Source organism: Acidovorax sp. NO-1, from assembly GCF_000238595.1.
Classification (GTDB): domain Bacteria; phylum Pseudomonadota; class Gammaproteobacteria; order Burkholderiales; family Burkholderiaceae_C; genus Acidovorax.
In genome coordinates this window covers 1-13,739 of record NZ_AGTS01000083.1, presented here as the reverse complement: position 1 = coordinate 13,739, position 13,739 = coordinate 1, and the positions used below count along the sequence as shown (strand labels likewise).

Genomic DNA, 13,739 nt, shown 5'->3' with positions numbered 1-13,739 from the left:
GGAGTCGCAGACAGTGCTGTAGCACGGCAAGACGACCCAACGACGTTAGCCGGTTGAAGGCAAATCCGTCACACGCGCAGGATGCGCTCGCCGCGGCCGATGCCGCTGGCACCGGTACGGACGGTCTCGAGAATGGCCGTACGGTCAATGGCCTGCAGAAAAGCGTCGTTCTTCGACTGGTCACCAGTGAGCTCGATGGTGTAGCTCTTCTCGGTCACGTCGATGATGCGGCCGCGGAAGATGTCGGCCATGCGCTTCATCTCCTCGCGCTCTTTGCCCACGGCGCGCACCTTCACCATCATGAGCTCGCGCTCGGTGTAGGCACCTTCGGTGAGATCCACCACCTTCACGACCTCGATGAGGCGGTTCAGGTGCTTGGTGATCTGCTCGATCACGTCGTCGGAGCCCGTGGTCTGGATCGTCATGCGCGAGAGCGATGGATCCTCAGTGGGCGCCACGGTGAGCGACTCGATGTTGTAGCCACGGGCCGAGAACAGGCCCACGACGCGGGAAAGAGCACCGGGCTCGTTTTCCAGCAAGACAGCAATGATGTGTTTCATAGGTGCAGATTCCTCTTCTCGCTGCCCTCCCCCGTGCACGGTAATGCACGGGCTTGGCAGGCAATAGATTCGTCAAAAAAGTGAATGCTATCTTTTCGATAGCTGGTAGCGCTTGATGGACAAGCGCTGGAGGCCGATTTGATGCTGAATTAAAGGTCTTCCGACCCCAGCAGCATCTCGGTAATGCCCTTGCCGGCCTGGACCATCGGGAACACGTTCTCGGTGGGGTCGGTGCGGAAGTCCATGAACACGGTGCGGTCCTTGAGCTTGCGCGCTTCACGCAGTGCTGGCTCCACGTCCTTGGGGTGCTCGATCAGCATGCCCACATGGCCATAGGCCTCAGCCAGTTTCACGAAGTTGGGCAGCGCATCCATGTAGCTGTGGCTGTAGCGGCCGGAGTATTCGATCTCCTGCCACTGGCGCACCATGCCCAGGTAGCGGTTGTTCAGCGAGCAGATCTTGATCGGCGTGTTGTACTGCAGGCAGGTGGACAGCTCCTGGATGTTCATCTGCACCGAGCCTTCGCCGGTAATGCAGAACACCTCGGATTGCGGCTTGGCCAGCTTGATGCCCATGGCATAAGGGATGCCCACGCCCATAGTGCCCAGGCCACCGGAATTGATCCAGCGGCGTGGCTCGTCAAAGCGGTAGTACTGTGCGGCCCACATCTGGTGCTGCCCCACGTCGGACGTGATGTAGGTGTCCGCATCCTTGGTCATGTTCCACAGCGTTTCCACCACGTACTGGGGCTTGATGACGTCGGGGCCGCCCATGTCGTACTTCAGGCAGTCGCGCTTGCGCCAGCCTTCAATGGTGTCCCACCAGGCAGCCAAGGCACCCGCATCCGGGCGGGTGCTGCTCTCGCGGATCATGGAGATCAGCTCGGTGAGCACATCCTTCACATCGCCGACGATCGGGATATCGACCTTCACACGCTTGGAGATGCTCGACGGGTCGATATCGACGTGAATGATCTTGCGGTCGTTCTGCGCGAAGTGCTTGGGGTTGCCGATCACGCGGTCGTCAAAACGCGCGCCCACCGCCAGCAGCACGTCGCAGTTCTGCATGGCGTTGTTGGCTTCGATCGTGCCGTGCATGCCGAGCATGCCCAGGAACTTGCGGTCCGACGCGGGGTAGGCGCCCAAGCCCATCAGCGTGTTGGTGACGGGGTAGCCAAGCATGTCCACCAGCGTGCGCAGCTCGTTGGTGGCATTGCCCAGCAGCACGCCGCCACCCGTGTAGATATAGGGGCGCTTGGCCGTCAGCAGCAGCTGCAGCGCCTTGCGGATCTGGCCGCCGTGGCCCTTGCGCACGGGGTTGTACGAGCGCATTTCCACACTGGCGGGGTAGCCGGCGTAGGGCACCTTCTTGAACGAGACGTCCTTGGGCACGTCCACCACCACGGGGCCGGGGCGGCCGGTGCGGGCAATGTGGAAGGCCTTCTTCATCGTCGCGGCGAGATCGCGCGGGTCCTTGACGAGGAAGTTGTGCTTGACGATGGGGCGGGTGATACCGACCGTGTCGCATTCCTGGAAGGCGTCGAGCCCGATGGCGGGCGTGGGTACCTGGCCGGAAATGATCACCATGGGGATCGAATCCATGTACGCCGTGGCGATGCCGGTAACGGCGTTGGTCAGGCCGGGGCCGGAGGTGACCAGCGCCACGCCGACTTCGCCGGTAGCGCGGGCATAGCCGTCGGCGGCATGCACAGCCGCCTGCTCGTGGCGCACCAGCACGTGCTGGATGGTGTCCTGCTTGTACAGCGCGTCGTAGATGTACAGAACCGCACCACCGGGGTAGCCCCAGATGTACTGGACGTTCTCGGCCTGAAGCGACTTGATGAGGATCTCGGCCCCCATGAGGTCCTGAGCGCCGGAAGAAGGAGAAGTATTGCCCTGCGAAGCAGCGGCAGCCGAGGAGAGCTCAGCCTTGGAGATTTCCATGATCGATCAACCTTTGTGAATTTCTCTGACGAAAAACCTTGGGTGCCCCTCGCACGCGCTCTTGTGAAGCCAGCTTGGGACTTGAGGCCAAGGACATGAGCGGGATGAATGCCCGCCGGACCGTGACCCGTTTGCCTTTTGATTTGCAGCCGCGATTATCGCACTGCAACACAATCAAAACCTGCACGCACCAAAAAATTCATGGCGCGATGCGATAATCAGCGGCTTCTCCGTGCCAGATAGCCACATTTCCTGGTGTCTGCCGGCACCCCTCCCGGGCTGATCCCTCTTGGCAACCGAACAAGAACTTTCCGACTTCCTCAAGAGTGTAGAAAAGCGCGCTTTCAAGCGCTCGGTCTACCACGTTCGCAACGAGGAAGCGGCGCTCGACATAGTTCAAGACAGCATGCTCAAGCTGGCCGAGCATTACGGCGACAAACCGGCCAATGAGCTACCGATGCTGTACCAGCGGATTCTTTCCAACTGCACGCTGGACTGGTTTCGGCGGCAGAAAACCCGCAATGCACTGTTTTCGAGCATGAGCGACTTCGAGGGGCCCGGCGAAGATGGCATGGATTTTGATCTGCTCGAAGCGTACTCTGGACCAGAGAACGGGGAACGCGCAGAGAGCGCCGAGGATCTGACCCGCCGCGCCCAGATCTTTCACGGGATTGAAGCCGAGATCGCAGAGCTGCCGCCCCGTCAACGGGAAGCGTTCCTGATGCGTTACTGGGAAGAAATGGATGTAGCAGAAACGGCAGCCGCCATGGGCTGCTCCGAGGGCAGCGTCAAAACGCACTGTTTTCGCGCCATACAAACCCTCAGCAAGGCACTGAAGGCCAAAGGAATCGAGCCATGAACACTGTACAGACTCCCTCAGCGCACGCACAAGCTGCTGCCGACCGCTTTGCGCTGCGTGTCACAGCACGGTTGACCAGCGGTGCGGATGAGCTCCCCTACGACATTTCGGAACGGCTGAGGGCCTCGCGCATGCAGGCCTTGGCCAAACGCAAGAAAGACAAGGTCCCGGTGCGGCTGGCGGCGCCGGTGGTTGTTCACAACGGAAGTAGCGCGGCCCTGGGGCACGGTGGCAAGGACAGTGGCAGCTGGTGGAGCGCCCTGGTGTCGGCCGTGCCTTTGATGGCGCTGGTGGTCGGCCTGGTGGTGATCAACATTGCGCAAGACGAAAGCAGCGCAAACGACCTGGCCGAGGTGGATGCAGCCCTGTTGACGGACGATTTGCCGCCTGCCGCCTATGCGGACCCCGGCTTCGTACAATTCCTGAAAACCTCCGCAACGCCGAACTGAGCGCCACGCAGACTACTGCATGCACCCAAGCCCCCCCGATGCTTCCCCCGTCTTGCCAGCCTTCGTGCTGGCATTGGCGCTCTTGGGCGCGCTCGCGGCAGTCGGCAGCCAGGTGCTGGTGCAGATGCGCATGGTGCCGGGAACGGTTCTCCCGGCAGGTGCAGAAGCCGCGGTGGCGAGCCCCAACAATGCACGCAACTCCCTCCTTCAGGGCGGCCCGGCAACGCCTCGCGTCGAAACAGGCCCCGGGTGGGAAACGCTGGACACGCCCCAGAAGCTGGCGCTATACCCCCTGGCAGAGCGCTGGGCTCTGATCAGCGAGGCCCAAAAGCGCCGCTGGCTTGCGCTGGCTGCAAACTTTTCGACTCTGCCTGAGACCGAGCAGGCCAGGTTCCACGACCGGATGACCGAATGGGCGAGCCTGAGTGCCCAGCAGCGCAACCAGGCGCGGCTGAACTATGCAGTCACCAACCGCCTCGGCCGCGACGACAAGCGGGCGCAGTGGGAGGCCTACCAGGCTCTCACAGAAGATGAAAAACGCGCTCTGGCGGCGCGCGCTGCCCCCAGGCCCAAGGGGGCGGCCACTGCGCTGCACCCGGTTTCCCCTAAAAAGCTGGCCCAGGTCCCTGCCGCAGCGCAAGCTAACCCAGGCCGGCCCAATGCGCCAAAAATCCCCCCCGTGCTGGACATCAATGCACCCCGCACTGCGGCACCCGTGACGCCCGCGGCACCCGCTGCGATCGGCGCGCCGTCACCAAACACCGGCCCGGGGGTCGTCGAAACGGCACCGGTGTCTGTTCCGGTGGCTGTCCCTGCGGCCCTGCCGCCGCTGGAACCCGCTTCCTCAGACGCCCCTGCAACGGCAACGCCCTCGCCCTTGCCCGACCATTCCGGCCTGTATATTCAGTAGGGTCCGGCGGGCCCCCTGCCCGCTCTGTTATCGCTTTCTGGAATGACCCTACCCCCAACCGTTCCCTCGACGCAGGCGTCTCACACGCCAACGCCCGGCGCTGCCTCTGCGGCCCCCATCACCCCCAACCTCTGGCGCCGCATGGCCTGCTGGCTGTATGAAGGGATGCTGATGTTCGGGGTGGTGTTCATTGCAGGCTACCTGTTCGGCACCCTCAGCCAGACACGCCATGCCCTGGACAATCGCCATGCGCTGCAGGCCTTTCTGTTTGTGGTGTTTGGCATCTACTTCACCTGGTTCTGGGCCAAGGGCCAGACGCTAGCGCAGAAAACCTGGCTGATCCGGGTGGTGGACAAGGCCGGGCGCCCTGTTACACAGGCGCGCGCGCTGCTGCGCTATCTGCTCAGCTGGGTCTGGTTTCTTCCTCCCCTGACGGCGTATGCGCTGGGCGTGTCGGCGATCGAGGTTCTGGTGCTGCTGTTCGGCTGGGTGGCCATCTGGGCCATCCTCAGCCGCTTCCACCCCCAGCGCCAGTTCTGGCACGACGCGATGGCCGGCACCCGCCTGGTGCACCACGAAATCCCCAAACGGTAGCCCGGCCGAAGCGCCTGGCTCCAATTCGCCATCCGGCTGCGAGAAAATCCCTTCATGCCCGCCATCCGCCCAGAGCCCCCCGCGCCCGCCAACCCCCAGAAGGCCCGAACGGGCCTGAACCGCATCTGGCACGCGGCAGGCTATTCCCTGGAAGGCCTGCGCGCCGGGTGGAACGAAAAAGCATTCCGCCAGGAAGCCATTGCCGCCGTCGTGCTGCTGCCGGTATCCCTGTGGCTGGGGCAAAGCTGGGTGGAAACCGCGCTGCTGGCAGGCTCGGTGATCATTGTGATGATCGTGGAGCTGCTCAACACCGGCATCGAAACCGCCATCGACCGTATTGGCCCCGAATGGCACGACCTTTCAAAACGCGCCAAGGACATGGGCAGCGCTGCCGTGCTGCTGGCCCTGCTGCTGTGCATGGGCATCTGGGGCGCCGCTGTCTTTCAGAGGATTTTTCATGGCTGAACCCGCATTTTCGGTGTGTGTGTACTGCGGCTCGCGCCCCGGGGATAACCCGGCCTATGGCGAGGCGGCCAAGGCCGTAGGCCGGTGGATTGGCGAGCACGGCGGGCAGCTGGTCTACGGAGGCGGCCGCAGCGGCCTGATGGGCACGGTGGCCGAAGCCACGCGGCTGGCGGGTGGCCGGGTGGTCGGAGTGATTCCCCAGGCCCTGGTCGACAAAGAGCTGGCCAACCGCCAATGTGACGAGCTGCACATCGTGCAAACCATGCACGAACGCAAGGCCCTGATGGCCGAACGCAGCGACGCCTTTCTCGCCCTGCCCGGTGGCATTGGCACGTTTGAAGAACTGTTCGAAGTGTGGACCTGGCGCCAGCTGGGCTACCACGACAAGCCTTTGGGCCTGCTCAACGTGGCGGGCTACTACGACGGGCTGATGGGTTTTCTGAACCACAGCGTGGCCAGCGGTTTCATGGGCGAATGGCAGATGGGCTTGCTGCACACCGATGCCGATGCCGAAGCCCTGCTGCGCACGCTGGTGCAAAACGCGGGGCCGGACCAAGCGCCCGTCCCGCTGCGCTCGGTGATCTAACTTAATACCAGAGCCCCTGCTCACCGAGACTGGCGCGCCCCAGGCGAGAGACGCCAAGCAAGGGCCGCCCCGCAGCGAGGGCGTCGTCCCCCTGGGGGGAAGGCGCGCAGCGACTCAGGGGGGTACCTTTACACCGCTGCGTCGTCCAGATCACCCGTGCGGATACGCACCACACGCTCCACGGCCGTCACAAAAATCTTGCCGTCACCGATCTTGCCCGTGCGCGCCACGTTCACGATGGCGTCCACGCAGCGGTCCACGTCCTCGGTCTTCACCACGACCTCGACCTTGACCTTGGGCAGGAAGTCCACCACGTACTCGGCGCCACGGTACAGCTCGGTGTGGCCCTTCTGGCGGCCGAAACCCTTCACCTCGGTCACCGTCAAGCCCGTCACACCACATTCGGCCAGGGCTTCGCGGACTTCTTCGAGCTTGAACGGCTTGATGACGGCGGTGATCATTTTCATGGTGGGTCTCCTGGAGGATGTAAAAAATGGGGCTGAAGGCGAAACGCCGAAGCGTCATGCCCTGAATTTGCTGGTGATAGGGTAACGCCAGTCCTTGCCGAAGCTGCGGCGCGTCACCCTTATCCCCACGGGCGCCTGGCGGCGCTTGTACTCGTTGAGCTTGATGAGGCGCGTGACACGCTCCACATCGGCACGTTCAAAGCCGCTGGCGATGATGGACTCGATGGGCTCGTCGTTTTCCATGTAGCGGGCCACGATGGCGTCCAGCACATCGTAGGGCGGCAGGCTGTCCTGGTCTTTCTGGTCGGGCCGCAGCTCGGCGCTGGGCGGGCGGGAGATGATGCGTTCGGGAATGGGGTTGGCGCCCGTGCGATACGGGTCGTTCGCATTGCGCCAGCGGGCCAAGTCAAACACCCGCGTCTTGGCCACATCCTTGATCACCGCAAAGCCCCCTGCCATATCGCCATACAGCGTGCAGTAGCCGGTGGCCATCTCGCTCTTGTTGCCCGTGGTGAGCACGATGGCACCGAACTTGTTGGACAGCGCCATGAGCAGCGTGCCCCGAATGCGCGCCTGCAGGTTTTCTTCGGTCGTGTCTTCGGCCAGCCCCGCAAAATCGCTGGCCAGTGCGGCCTTGAAGGCCTCGAACTGCGGCTTGATGGAGATCTCGTCGTAGCGCACGCCCAGGCGCGTGGCCATGTCGCGTGCGTCGATCCAGCTGATGTCGGCCGTGTAGGGCGAGGGCATCATCACAGTGCGCACCTTGTCTGCGCCCAGCGCATCCACGGCAACCGCCAGCACCAGGGCCGAGTCGATGCCGCCGGACAAACCCAGCAGCGCGCCGGGGAAGCCGTTCTTGCCCACGTAGTCGCGCACGCCAAGCACCAGGGCGTCCCACAGGTCGGCCTCAAGGCTTTTCTCTGGGGCTATCTCTGCTTCAATTTTGATAGCTGCTTGCGCTTGATGGACCTGTGCAAACACCAGTTTTTCTTCAAAACCCGGCCCACGGCAGGCTACCGAGCCATCGGCGTTGAGCGCGAACGAGCGGCCTTCAAACACAACCTCATCCTGCCCGCCGACCAGGTGCGCGTACACCAGGGGCAGGCCGGTTTCGGCCACGCGCTCGCGCATGGTCTGCTCACGCTCGGCGCTCTTGCCCAGGTGGAACGGCGATGCGTTGATCACCGCCAGCAGTTGCGCACCGGCCGCAGCGGCATCGCGTGCGGGGGCAGCAAACCAGGCGTCTTCGCACACCAGCACACCCACGCGCAGGCCTTCCACCTCGAACACGCAAGCCTGGTCCCCCGCCACAAAGTAGCGGCGCTCGTCAAACACCTGGTAGTTGGGCAGCTCGCGCTTGGCATAGGTCTGCTCGATCTGCCCATCGCGCAGCACGCTGGCGGCATTGAAGCAGGCGCTGAACGCCGGAGCATTGGGCGCCACGGCCTGCGGGTGGCCCAGCACAATGGCCAGGCCTTTCAACCCTGCCGTCTCGCGGGCCACGGTTTTCACGGCATCATCGCAGGCCGCCATGAAGGCGGGGCGCAGGAACAGGTCTTCGGCCGCGTAGCCGCAAATCGCCAGTTCCGGCGTCAGCAGCAATTTGGCCCCCTGGGCGTAGGCCTCGCGGGCCGCCGCAATGATCTTTTGGGCGTTGCCGGGCATGTCGCCCACCACAAAGTTGAGCTGCGCAGTGCAAATGGAGAGCGTCATGGAACTGGAATCGGCCCCTGTGGCCAGGTTGAATACTGCCCACACGGGCCCGCAGCGTGCAAAGCAAAACCGGGGTGTGCATGGCTGAAGCTGCCATTATCGCCCGCGTACTTGCGTCCCCGCTGGATGTGGACGCCGCCGCCTGGAACACCTTGCTGGCCCAGCAAAGCCACCCCACACCCTTCATGCGCCACGAGTACCTGGCCGCCCTGGAAACAAGCGACAGCGCCACCCCGCGCACCGGCTGGGCACCGCGCTTCATGACCTTGTGGGATGGTGACACGTTGATCGCCGGCTGCCCCCTGTACCTCAAGAACCACTCCTACGGCGAGTACGTCTTCGACTGGGCCTGGGCCAGCGCCTACGAGCAACACGGCGTGCCCTACTACCCCAAGGCCGTGATCGCCGTGCCCTTCACCCCCGTGCCGGGCACCCGGCTCATGGCCCGCGATGAAGCAACGCGCGCCCTGCTGGTGCGGGCGGTGTGCCAGTGGTGCGAGGACGAAAACGTGTCGTCCGTGCACATCCTGTTTGCCAGCGACGACGACGTGCTCACCAGTGCGCAGCAAGACCTGATGCTGCGGCACACCGTGCAATTTCATTGGAAGAACGTGGCCCCCACGCTCCCCGCTGCGTCTGATGCACCATCCCCCGACAGCACCTTGCCCGGCGGCGGCTCGGGCCAACCCTTTAGAGACTTCGACCACTTCCTTGCCAGCCTCGCCCAAGACAAGCGCAAGAAGATCCGCCAGGAGCGCCGCCGCGTGGCCGACGCGGGGGTCACCTTCCGCTGGTCGCGCGGGGCCAACATCAGCGCCGCCGACTGGGATTTTTTCTACCGCTGCTACGAACGCACCTACCTCGAACACGGCAACCCGCCGTACCTCACGCGCGACTTCTTTGCCCGCATGGCGGCGCACATGCCCGAGGCCTGGCTGCTGTTTGTGGCAGAGCGCGAGGGCAAACCGATTGCTACCAGTTTAATAGCTATCAGCGCTTTACCAGAAAGCGCCAGCGGCCAAAAAGACCACAATTTCGTCGCCTACGGCCGCTACTGGGGCGCGCTGGAGCGCGTGGACTGCCTGCACTTTGAGGCCTGCTACTACCAGCCCCTGCAGTGGTGCATCGACCATGGCGTGCAGCGGTTTGAAGGCGGCGCCCAGGGCGAGCACAAGATGGCCCGCGCGCTGCTGCCCGTGCAGGCCACCAGCGCGCACTGGATGGCCCACCCGGCCTTTTCAGACGCCGTGGAGCGGTTTCTGGCGCGCGAAGGCCTCGGGGTGGAGGGCTATCTGAGTGACCTGCAGGCCCGCAGCCCGTTCAGGACGGGCGCCTGAGGCCTTCAGTTCGCCCCTTCCGGGGGCCATACAGGAGGCCAGGAGCGCGGTTCAGGACAGCGCCTTTTGTGGTGCGACCAAGGGCAAACGGCCTGCAGCCGACGCCCCGCGGCTTGACGGCAGATGGCCGGCGGGTCGCGCATCGGCGCCTGCCGCGGTGCCCTGTTCCGCAGAAAGTTTGAAGAACGCCACCGTGCTCACCAGGTCCTGCGCCTGGTTGTTCAGGCTGCTGGCCGCAGCGGCCATTTCCTCCACCAGCGCGGCATTTTGCTGGGTGACCTGGTCCATCTGCGTCACGGCCTCGCCCACTTGGGCGACGCCCTGGCTCTGCTCCGAGCTGGCGGCACTGATCTCCCCCATCAGATCGGTCACCCGCCGGATGGCGCTCACCACTTCTGCCATCGTCGCCCCCGCCTGATCGACCAGCGTGGTGCCCGCGCTCACGCGTTCCACGCTGTCGCTGATCAGTGTCTTGATCTCCTTGGCGGCATCGGCCGAGCGGCCTGCCAGACTGCGCACCTCCGACGCCACCACCGCAAAGCCACGCCCCTGCTCGCCGGCACGCGCCGCTTCTACCGCTGCGTTGAGCGCGAGGATATTGGTCTGAAACGCAATGCTATCGATCACGCCGATGATGTCGGCGATCTTGTTGCTGCTGTCGTGGATGCCTTTCATGGTGCCCACCACCTGGCCCACCACTTCGCCGCCGCGCACGGCCACGGTGGAGGCGCTCTGGGCCAGCTGATTGGCCTGGCGCGCGTTGTCGGCGTTCTGGCGCACGGTGGAGTTGAGCTCCTCCATCGACGCGGCCGTTTCCTCCAGCGCACTGGCCTGCTGCTCCGTGCGGGCGCTCAGGTCGTGGTTGCCCTGGGCAATTTCCTGCGATGCCGTCGCCACGCTTTCGGAGCCCGAACGCACATGCCCGACGATGCGCGCAAGGTTGTGCTGCATCGCGCCCAGCGAACGCAGCAGTTGCGCCATCTCGTCACGTCCTTCGGCATGAATGTTCTGCGACAGGTTGCCATGGCTGATTTCGTCTGCCGTCTGCACTGCGCGCTGCACAGGCACCACGATGGAGCGCGCCGTCCACAACGCGAACAACGCACCCAGCAGCACCGATGCCACCGCACCCAGCGCCAGGGTCCACTGGCTCACCTCTGCAGACGCGATGTTGGTGGTCTCGAACTCCTTGAGCTGCTTGCGCGTGTTGTCGGCCACATCGGCCAGCGATTGCAGGTAGGCGCTCGCCAGCGGTTTCAGCTCGCTGTCGACCAGCGCAAAGACGTCTTCTCCCGCCTTTTTGCGTTCGAGCAACTTGGCCCGCGCGCCCACATAGGCCGACCGCGTAGTGGCCACGCGTTCAAGCAGCTCTTTGCCGCGCGGGTCGTCCACCAGCGCCTCGAGCTTCTTTTGCGCCTCGCTGGCGCGCTGGGAGGTGGCCGTCATGTCTGCCGAAAGCGATTGAACATACGCCTCGTCCGTGGCCTTGAGCGATGCCGAAGCCCGCACCCAGTTCAGATCGATCGCCGCCTTCCAATCCTGCGCCAGCGCATTGCGCTCCATCTCGACGTTGGCGATCTGGACGCTGGCGTCCTTGAGCACGTGAAGTCGCCAGACCCCCAGCGTGGCAATGGCGGCGGTAATCAGCAGCACGAGACCAAACGCCAGCCCGAGCCGGGTACCGATCTTGAAATTGTTCATGGGGTTCCTTGTGGGAGATGGGGAGGTACGCAGCAAATATTTGCCCACCATGGATCTGCGGCACGCAGGTGCTTGCGTGGGTCATTCGCACGTTGTTTGTGGGGTTATTTTAGTAAGCATACGTTTCATTTTTCCACAAAGTAAAAAAATAATCGGCAGGGCTCAGGCTGACCGCTTTGCATTGAGTAGCGTTCAAGGGGATCGTCAGCTCAGCGGGTGCCAGCAGATAGTGACGGTGCAGCAGCAAACGTCTGCAGCTCCGGCGGCCTGGGCGCCACTACGTAGCCACCAGCGCCACCCGCCGCACTGCACCGCCTTCGGCAGCGGGCACCGGGCGCACGCCGCTGCGCGTCTGATCTTCGGTCAGCTTGAAAACGGCCACAGCGCCCACCAGCGCCTGGGCCTGCTGGCTGAGGCTGCTGGCGGCGGCCGCCATCTGCTCGACCAGTGCAGCGTTTTGCTGCGTGACCTGGTCCATCTGGGTGACGGCATCGCCCACCTGCGACACGCCTGCGCTCTGCTCGCTGCTGGCGGCGCTGATCTCGCCCATGATGTCGGTCACCCGCCGGATGGACGCGACCACCTCGGTCATGGTGGCGCCCGCCTTGTCCACCAGCGCGGTGCCCTGGCCCACGCGCTCCACGCTGGCGTGGATGAGGTGCCTGATCTCCTTGGCAGCCTCGGCACTGCGCTGGGCCAGGCTGCGCACCTCGCCGGCCACCACGGCAAAGCCGCGGCCCTGCTCGCCGGCGCGCGCGGCCTCTACCGCGGCGTTCAGGGCCAGGATGTTGGTCTGAAAGGCAATGCCGTCGATGACGCTGATGATGTCGGCAATCTTCTTGCTGCTGTCGTTGATGCCGCGCATGGTCTCGACCACCTCCGACACCACGTCGCCACCCTGCCCGGCCACTGTCGATGCGTTCAATGCCAGCTGGTTGGCCTGCCGGGCGTTGTCGGCGTTCTGCTTGACGGTGGAACTGAGCTCCTCCATGGACGCAGCGGTTTGCTGCAGCGCACTGGCCTGCTCTTCGGTGCGGATCGACAGGTCGTTGTTGCCCGAGGCGATCTCTGCACTGGCCGAGGCCACCCCCTGCGCATTGCCCCGCACGCCGGCCACCACGTGCGCAAGGTTGTCGCGCATGGCGGTGAGCCCGCCCAGCAGCCGGGCGATCTCGTCCTTGCCCTGGGCGTGGATCGGCACCGTGAGGTCGCCCCGCGCCACGGCTTCCGTGATCTGCATCGCTTCACCCAGCGAGCGGGAGATCTGCCGGATCATCGCGCCGCCAATGAGCACTGCCAGCAAAATGCCCAGCACCACCGCCCCCAGGGTCAGCGCACGGGTGGTCTGGTAGCTGGAGGCTGCCCGGTCGTACTCGGCCTTCGCTTCGTCCAGCTGCACCTGCATGAGCTGCCCGAGCACCTCCTGCAACGGATCGATGGCGGGATACATGTCCCGCGCAGCAAATTCGGTCAACGCACCCACGTCGCCCGATCGGAAATGCCCGGCCAGCACCTCGGTGGCGGCATCGACCTTAATCTACAAAAACTTAAAACGCTCCACCAGCTGCACCTCCTGCGGCAGCAGCTGCGTGGCCAGGTACGCCGTCCAGTTGGCATCGACCGACTTGCGCGCCTGCGCCAGCGATTCAAGGCCTTGCGCCGGGGTCATGGCGCCGTCGCGCACCTTGTGCGCAGCGTCCACCACGTTGACGGCATACATGTCTGCCACCACCTTGATCTGCTTGAGCGGCACCACACGGTCGTCGTACACCGACTTGAGGCCGGCATTGGACTGCCCCATCCCCAGCAGCCCTTCGGCGCCGACCAGCAGCACCAGCAGACACAGGGCCGTGAGCAGGGCCGCGAGACGAGTGGAAATCTTGAACTGGCTCATCATGGAAAGTCTCCTTGGGTTCGGTCGACTGATCGGTGACACCAGTGCCGGCACCTGCGGTGCGCGGCCATGCCGTTTTCAGCATAGCGCTTTCCGCCCGGTTTGCGAACCGGCCCCGACCCGACGGCGCCGCGCAACCCGCCCCAGGGTCTGCGCCCCCGGTGCCAACAAAAAAGCACGCACGGGCTGCCCCCAGCGTGCTTTGTTTTTGATAGCTGCCAGCGCTTGATGGGTAAGCGCTGGAGCCTGTTTTGACTGCTG

The 13,739-nt window shown here is 64.3% G+C and carries 12 protein-coding genes and 1 pseudogene; 7 read left to right on the top strand and 6 right to left on the bottom strand.

The genetic code is table 11. The features are described from left to right. Positions 1-68 precede the first annotated feature (68 nt). Together ilvN and KYG_RS12920 are read right to left on the bottom strand one after the other, a co-directional pair. Entirely contained in the window at positions 69-560 is a 492-nt protein-coding gene (ilvN, locus tag KYG_RS12925) for an acetolactate synthase small subunit (RefSeq protein WP_007857867.1), read from the bottom strand. 149 nt (positions 561-709) lie between these two features. Then, positions 710-2,503 carry an acetolactate synthase 3 catalytic subunit gene (locus KYG_RS12920; RefSeq protein WP_034694525.1) on the bottom strand — a complete coding sequence of 598 codons (1,794 nt, stop codon included), beginning with the start codon at positions 2,501-2,503 and terminating at the stop codon, positions 710-712. Between the two features lie 289 nt (positions 2,504-2,792). Between KYG_RS12920 and KYG_RS12915 the strand changes: the two genes are divergently transcribed. Genes KYG_RS12915 through KYG_RS12890 form a run of 6 tightly spaced genes read left to right on the top strand, consistent with a single transcriptional unit; the run spans position 2,793 to position 6,366 of the window. Continuing rightward, positions 2,793-3,362, top strand: coding sequence for an RNA polymerase sigma factor (locus tag KYG_RS12915; RefSeq protein WP_008905351.1), 570 nt, complete (start codon positions 2,793-2,795; stop codon positions 3,360-3,362). Then, positions 3,359-3,811: a DUF3619 family protein gene (locus KYG_RS12910; protein ID WP_008905350.1), complete on the top strand. Its 453-nt coding sequence runs from the start codon at positions 3,359-3,361 to the stop codon at positions 3,809-3,811. Before KYG_RS12915 ends, KYG_RS12910 begins: the two co-directional genes overlap by 4 nt. A 19-nt stretch (positions 3,812-3,830) precedes the next feature. Next, positions 3,831-4,721, top strand: coding sequence for a DUF3106 domain-containing protein (locus KYG_RS12905; RefSeq protein WP_008905349.1), 891 nt, complete (start codon positions 3,831-3,833; stop codon positions 4,719-4,721). 42 nt (positions 4,722-4,763) lie between these two features. Further along, positions 4,764-5,315, top strand: coding sequence for an RDD family protein (locus KYG_RS12900; RefSeq protein WP_034694522.1), 552 nt, complete (start codon positions 4,764-4,766; stop codon positions 5,313-5,315). A gap of 54 nt (positions 5,316-5,369) precedes the next feature. Beyond that, positions 5,370-5,780 (top strand): diacylglycerol kinase, encoded by a 411-nt coding sequence (locus KYG_RS12895; protein ID WP_008905347.1) that lies wholly within the window; start codon positions 5,370-5,372, stop codon positions 5,778-5,780. Further along, positions 5,773-6,366, top strand: a complete 594-nt coding sequence (locus KYG_RS12890; protein ID WP_008905346.1) for a TIGR00730 family Rossman fold protein — start codon at positions 5,773-5,775, stop codon at positions 6,364-6,366. The genes KYG_RS12895 and KYG_RS12890 overlap by 8 nt, the downstream gene beginning before the upstream one ends. A 128-nt stretch (positions 6,367-6,494) precedes the next feature. Here the strand turns inward: KYG_RS12890 and KYG_RS12885 are convergent, their stop codons facing one another. Both KYG_RS12885 and KYG_RS12880 read right to left on the bottom strand, forming a co-directional pair. Beyond that, the gene (locus tag KYG_RS12885) at positions 6,495-6,833 is read right to left on the bottom strand and encodes a P-II family nitrogen regulator (protein ID WP_007857855.1); all 339 of its coding nucleotides are present in this window, start codon (positions 6,831-6,833) and stop codon (positions 6,495-6,497) included. 54 nt (positions 6,834-6,887) lie between these two features. Continuing rightward, positions 6,888-8,546 (bottom strand): NAD+ synthase, encoded by a 1,659-nt coding sequence (locus KYG_RS12880; RefSeq protein WP_008905345.1) that lies wholly within the window; start codon positions 8,544-8,546, stop codon positions 6,888-6,890. Positions 8,547-8,626: 80 nt separating this feature from the next. Between KYG_RS12880 and KYG_RS12875 the strand changes: the two genes are divergently transcribed. Then, on the top strand, positions 8,627-9,883 hold the full coding sequence (locus KYG_RS12875; RefSeq protein WP_008905344.1) for a GNAT family N-acetyltransferase: 1,257 nt from the start codon (positions 8,627-8,629) through the stop codon (positions 9,881-9,883). Positions 9,884-9,934: 51 nt separating this feature from the next. Here KYG_RS12875 and KYG_RS12870 read toward each other — a convergent pair whose 3' ends face one another. Beyond that, positions 9,935-11,584, bottom strand: a complete 1,650-nt coding sequence (locus tag KYG_RS12870) for a methyl-accepting chemotaxis protein (RefSeq protein WP_008905343.1) — start codon at positions 11,582-11,584, stop codon at positions 9,935-9,937. 277 nt (positions 11,585-11,861) lie between these two features. Beyond that, positions 11,862-13,478 (bottom strand): annotated as a pseudogene (locus tag KYG_RS25200) (methyl-accepting chemotaxis protein). Positions 13,479-13,739: the final 261 nt, after the last annotated feature.

What these genes read in the sequence shown, in the direction of transcription:
- KYG_RS12875 (WP_008905344.1), top strand. Translation starts at nt 8,627, where the DNA reads ATGGCTGAAGCTGCCATTATCGCCCGCGTACTTGCGTCCCCGCTGGAT.
- KYG_RS12880 (WP_008905345.1), bottom strand. Translation starts at nt 8,546, where the DNA reads ATGACGCTCTCCATTTGCACTGCGCAGCTCAACTTTGTGGTGGGCGAC.
- KYG_RS12905 (WP_008905349.1), top strand. Translation starts at nt 3,831, where the DNA reads ATGCACCCAAGCCCCCCCGATGCTTCCCCCGTCTTGCCAGCCTTCGTG.
- KYG_RS12895 (WP_008905347.1), top strand. Translation starts at nt 5,370, where the DNA reads ATGCCCGCCATCCGCCCAGAGCCCCCCGCGCCCGCCAACCCCCAGAAG.
- KYG_RS12900 (WP_034694522.1), top strand. Translation starts at nt 4,764, where the DNA reads ATGACCCTACCCCCAACCGTTCCCTCGACGCAGGCGTCTCACACGCCA.
- KYG_RS12885 (WP_007857855.1), bottom strand. Translation starts at nt 6,833, where the DNA reads ATGAAAATGATCACCGCCGTCATCAAGCCGTTCAAGCTCGAAGAAGTC.
- KYG_RS12890 (WP_008905346.1), top strand. Translation starts at nt 5,773, where the DNA reads ATGGCTGAACCCGCATTTTCGGTGTGTGTGTACTGCGGCTCGCGCCCC.
- ilvN (WP_007857867.1), bottom strand. Translation starts at nt 560, where the DNA reads ATGAAACACATCATTGCTGTCTTGCTGGAAAACGAGCCCGGTGCTCTT.
- KYG_RS12910 (WP_008905350.1), top strand. Translation starts at nt 3,359, where the DNA reads ATGAACACTGTACAGACTCCCTCAGCGCACGCACAAGCTGCTGCCGAC.
- KYG_RS12870 (WP_008905343.1), bottom strand. Translation starts at nt 11,584, where the DNA reads ATGAACAATTTCAAGATCGGTACCCGGCTCGGGCTGGCGTTTGGTCTC.
- KYG_RS12920 (WP_034694525.1), bottom strand. Translation starts at nt 2,503, where the DNA reads ATGGAAATCTCCAAGGCTGAGCTCTCCTCGGCTGCCGCTGCTTCGCAG.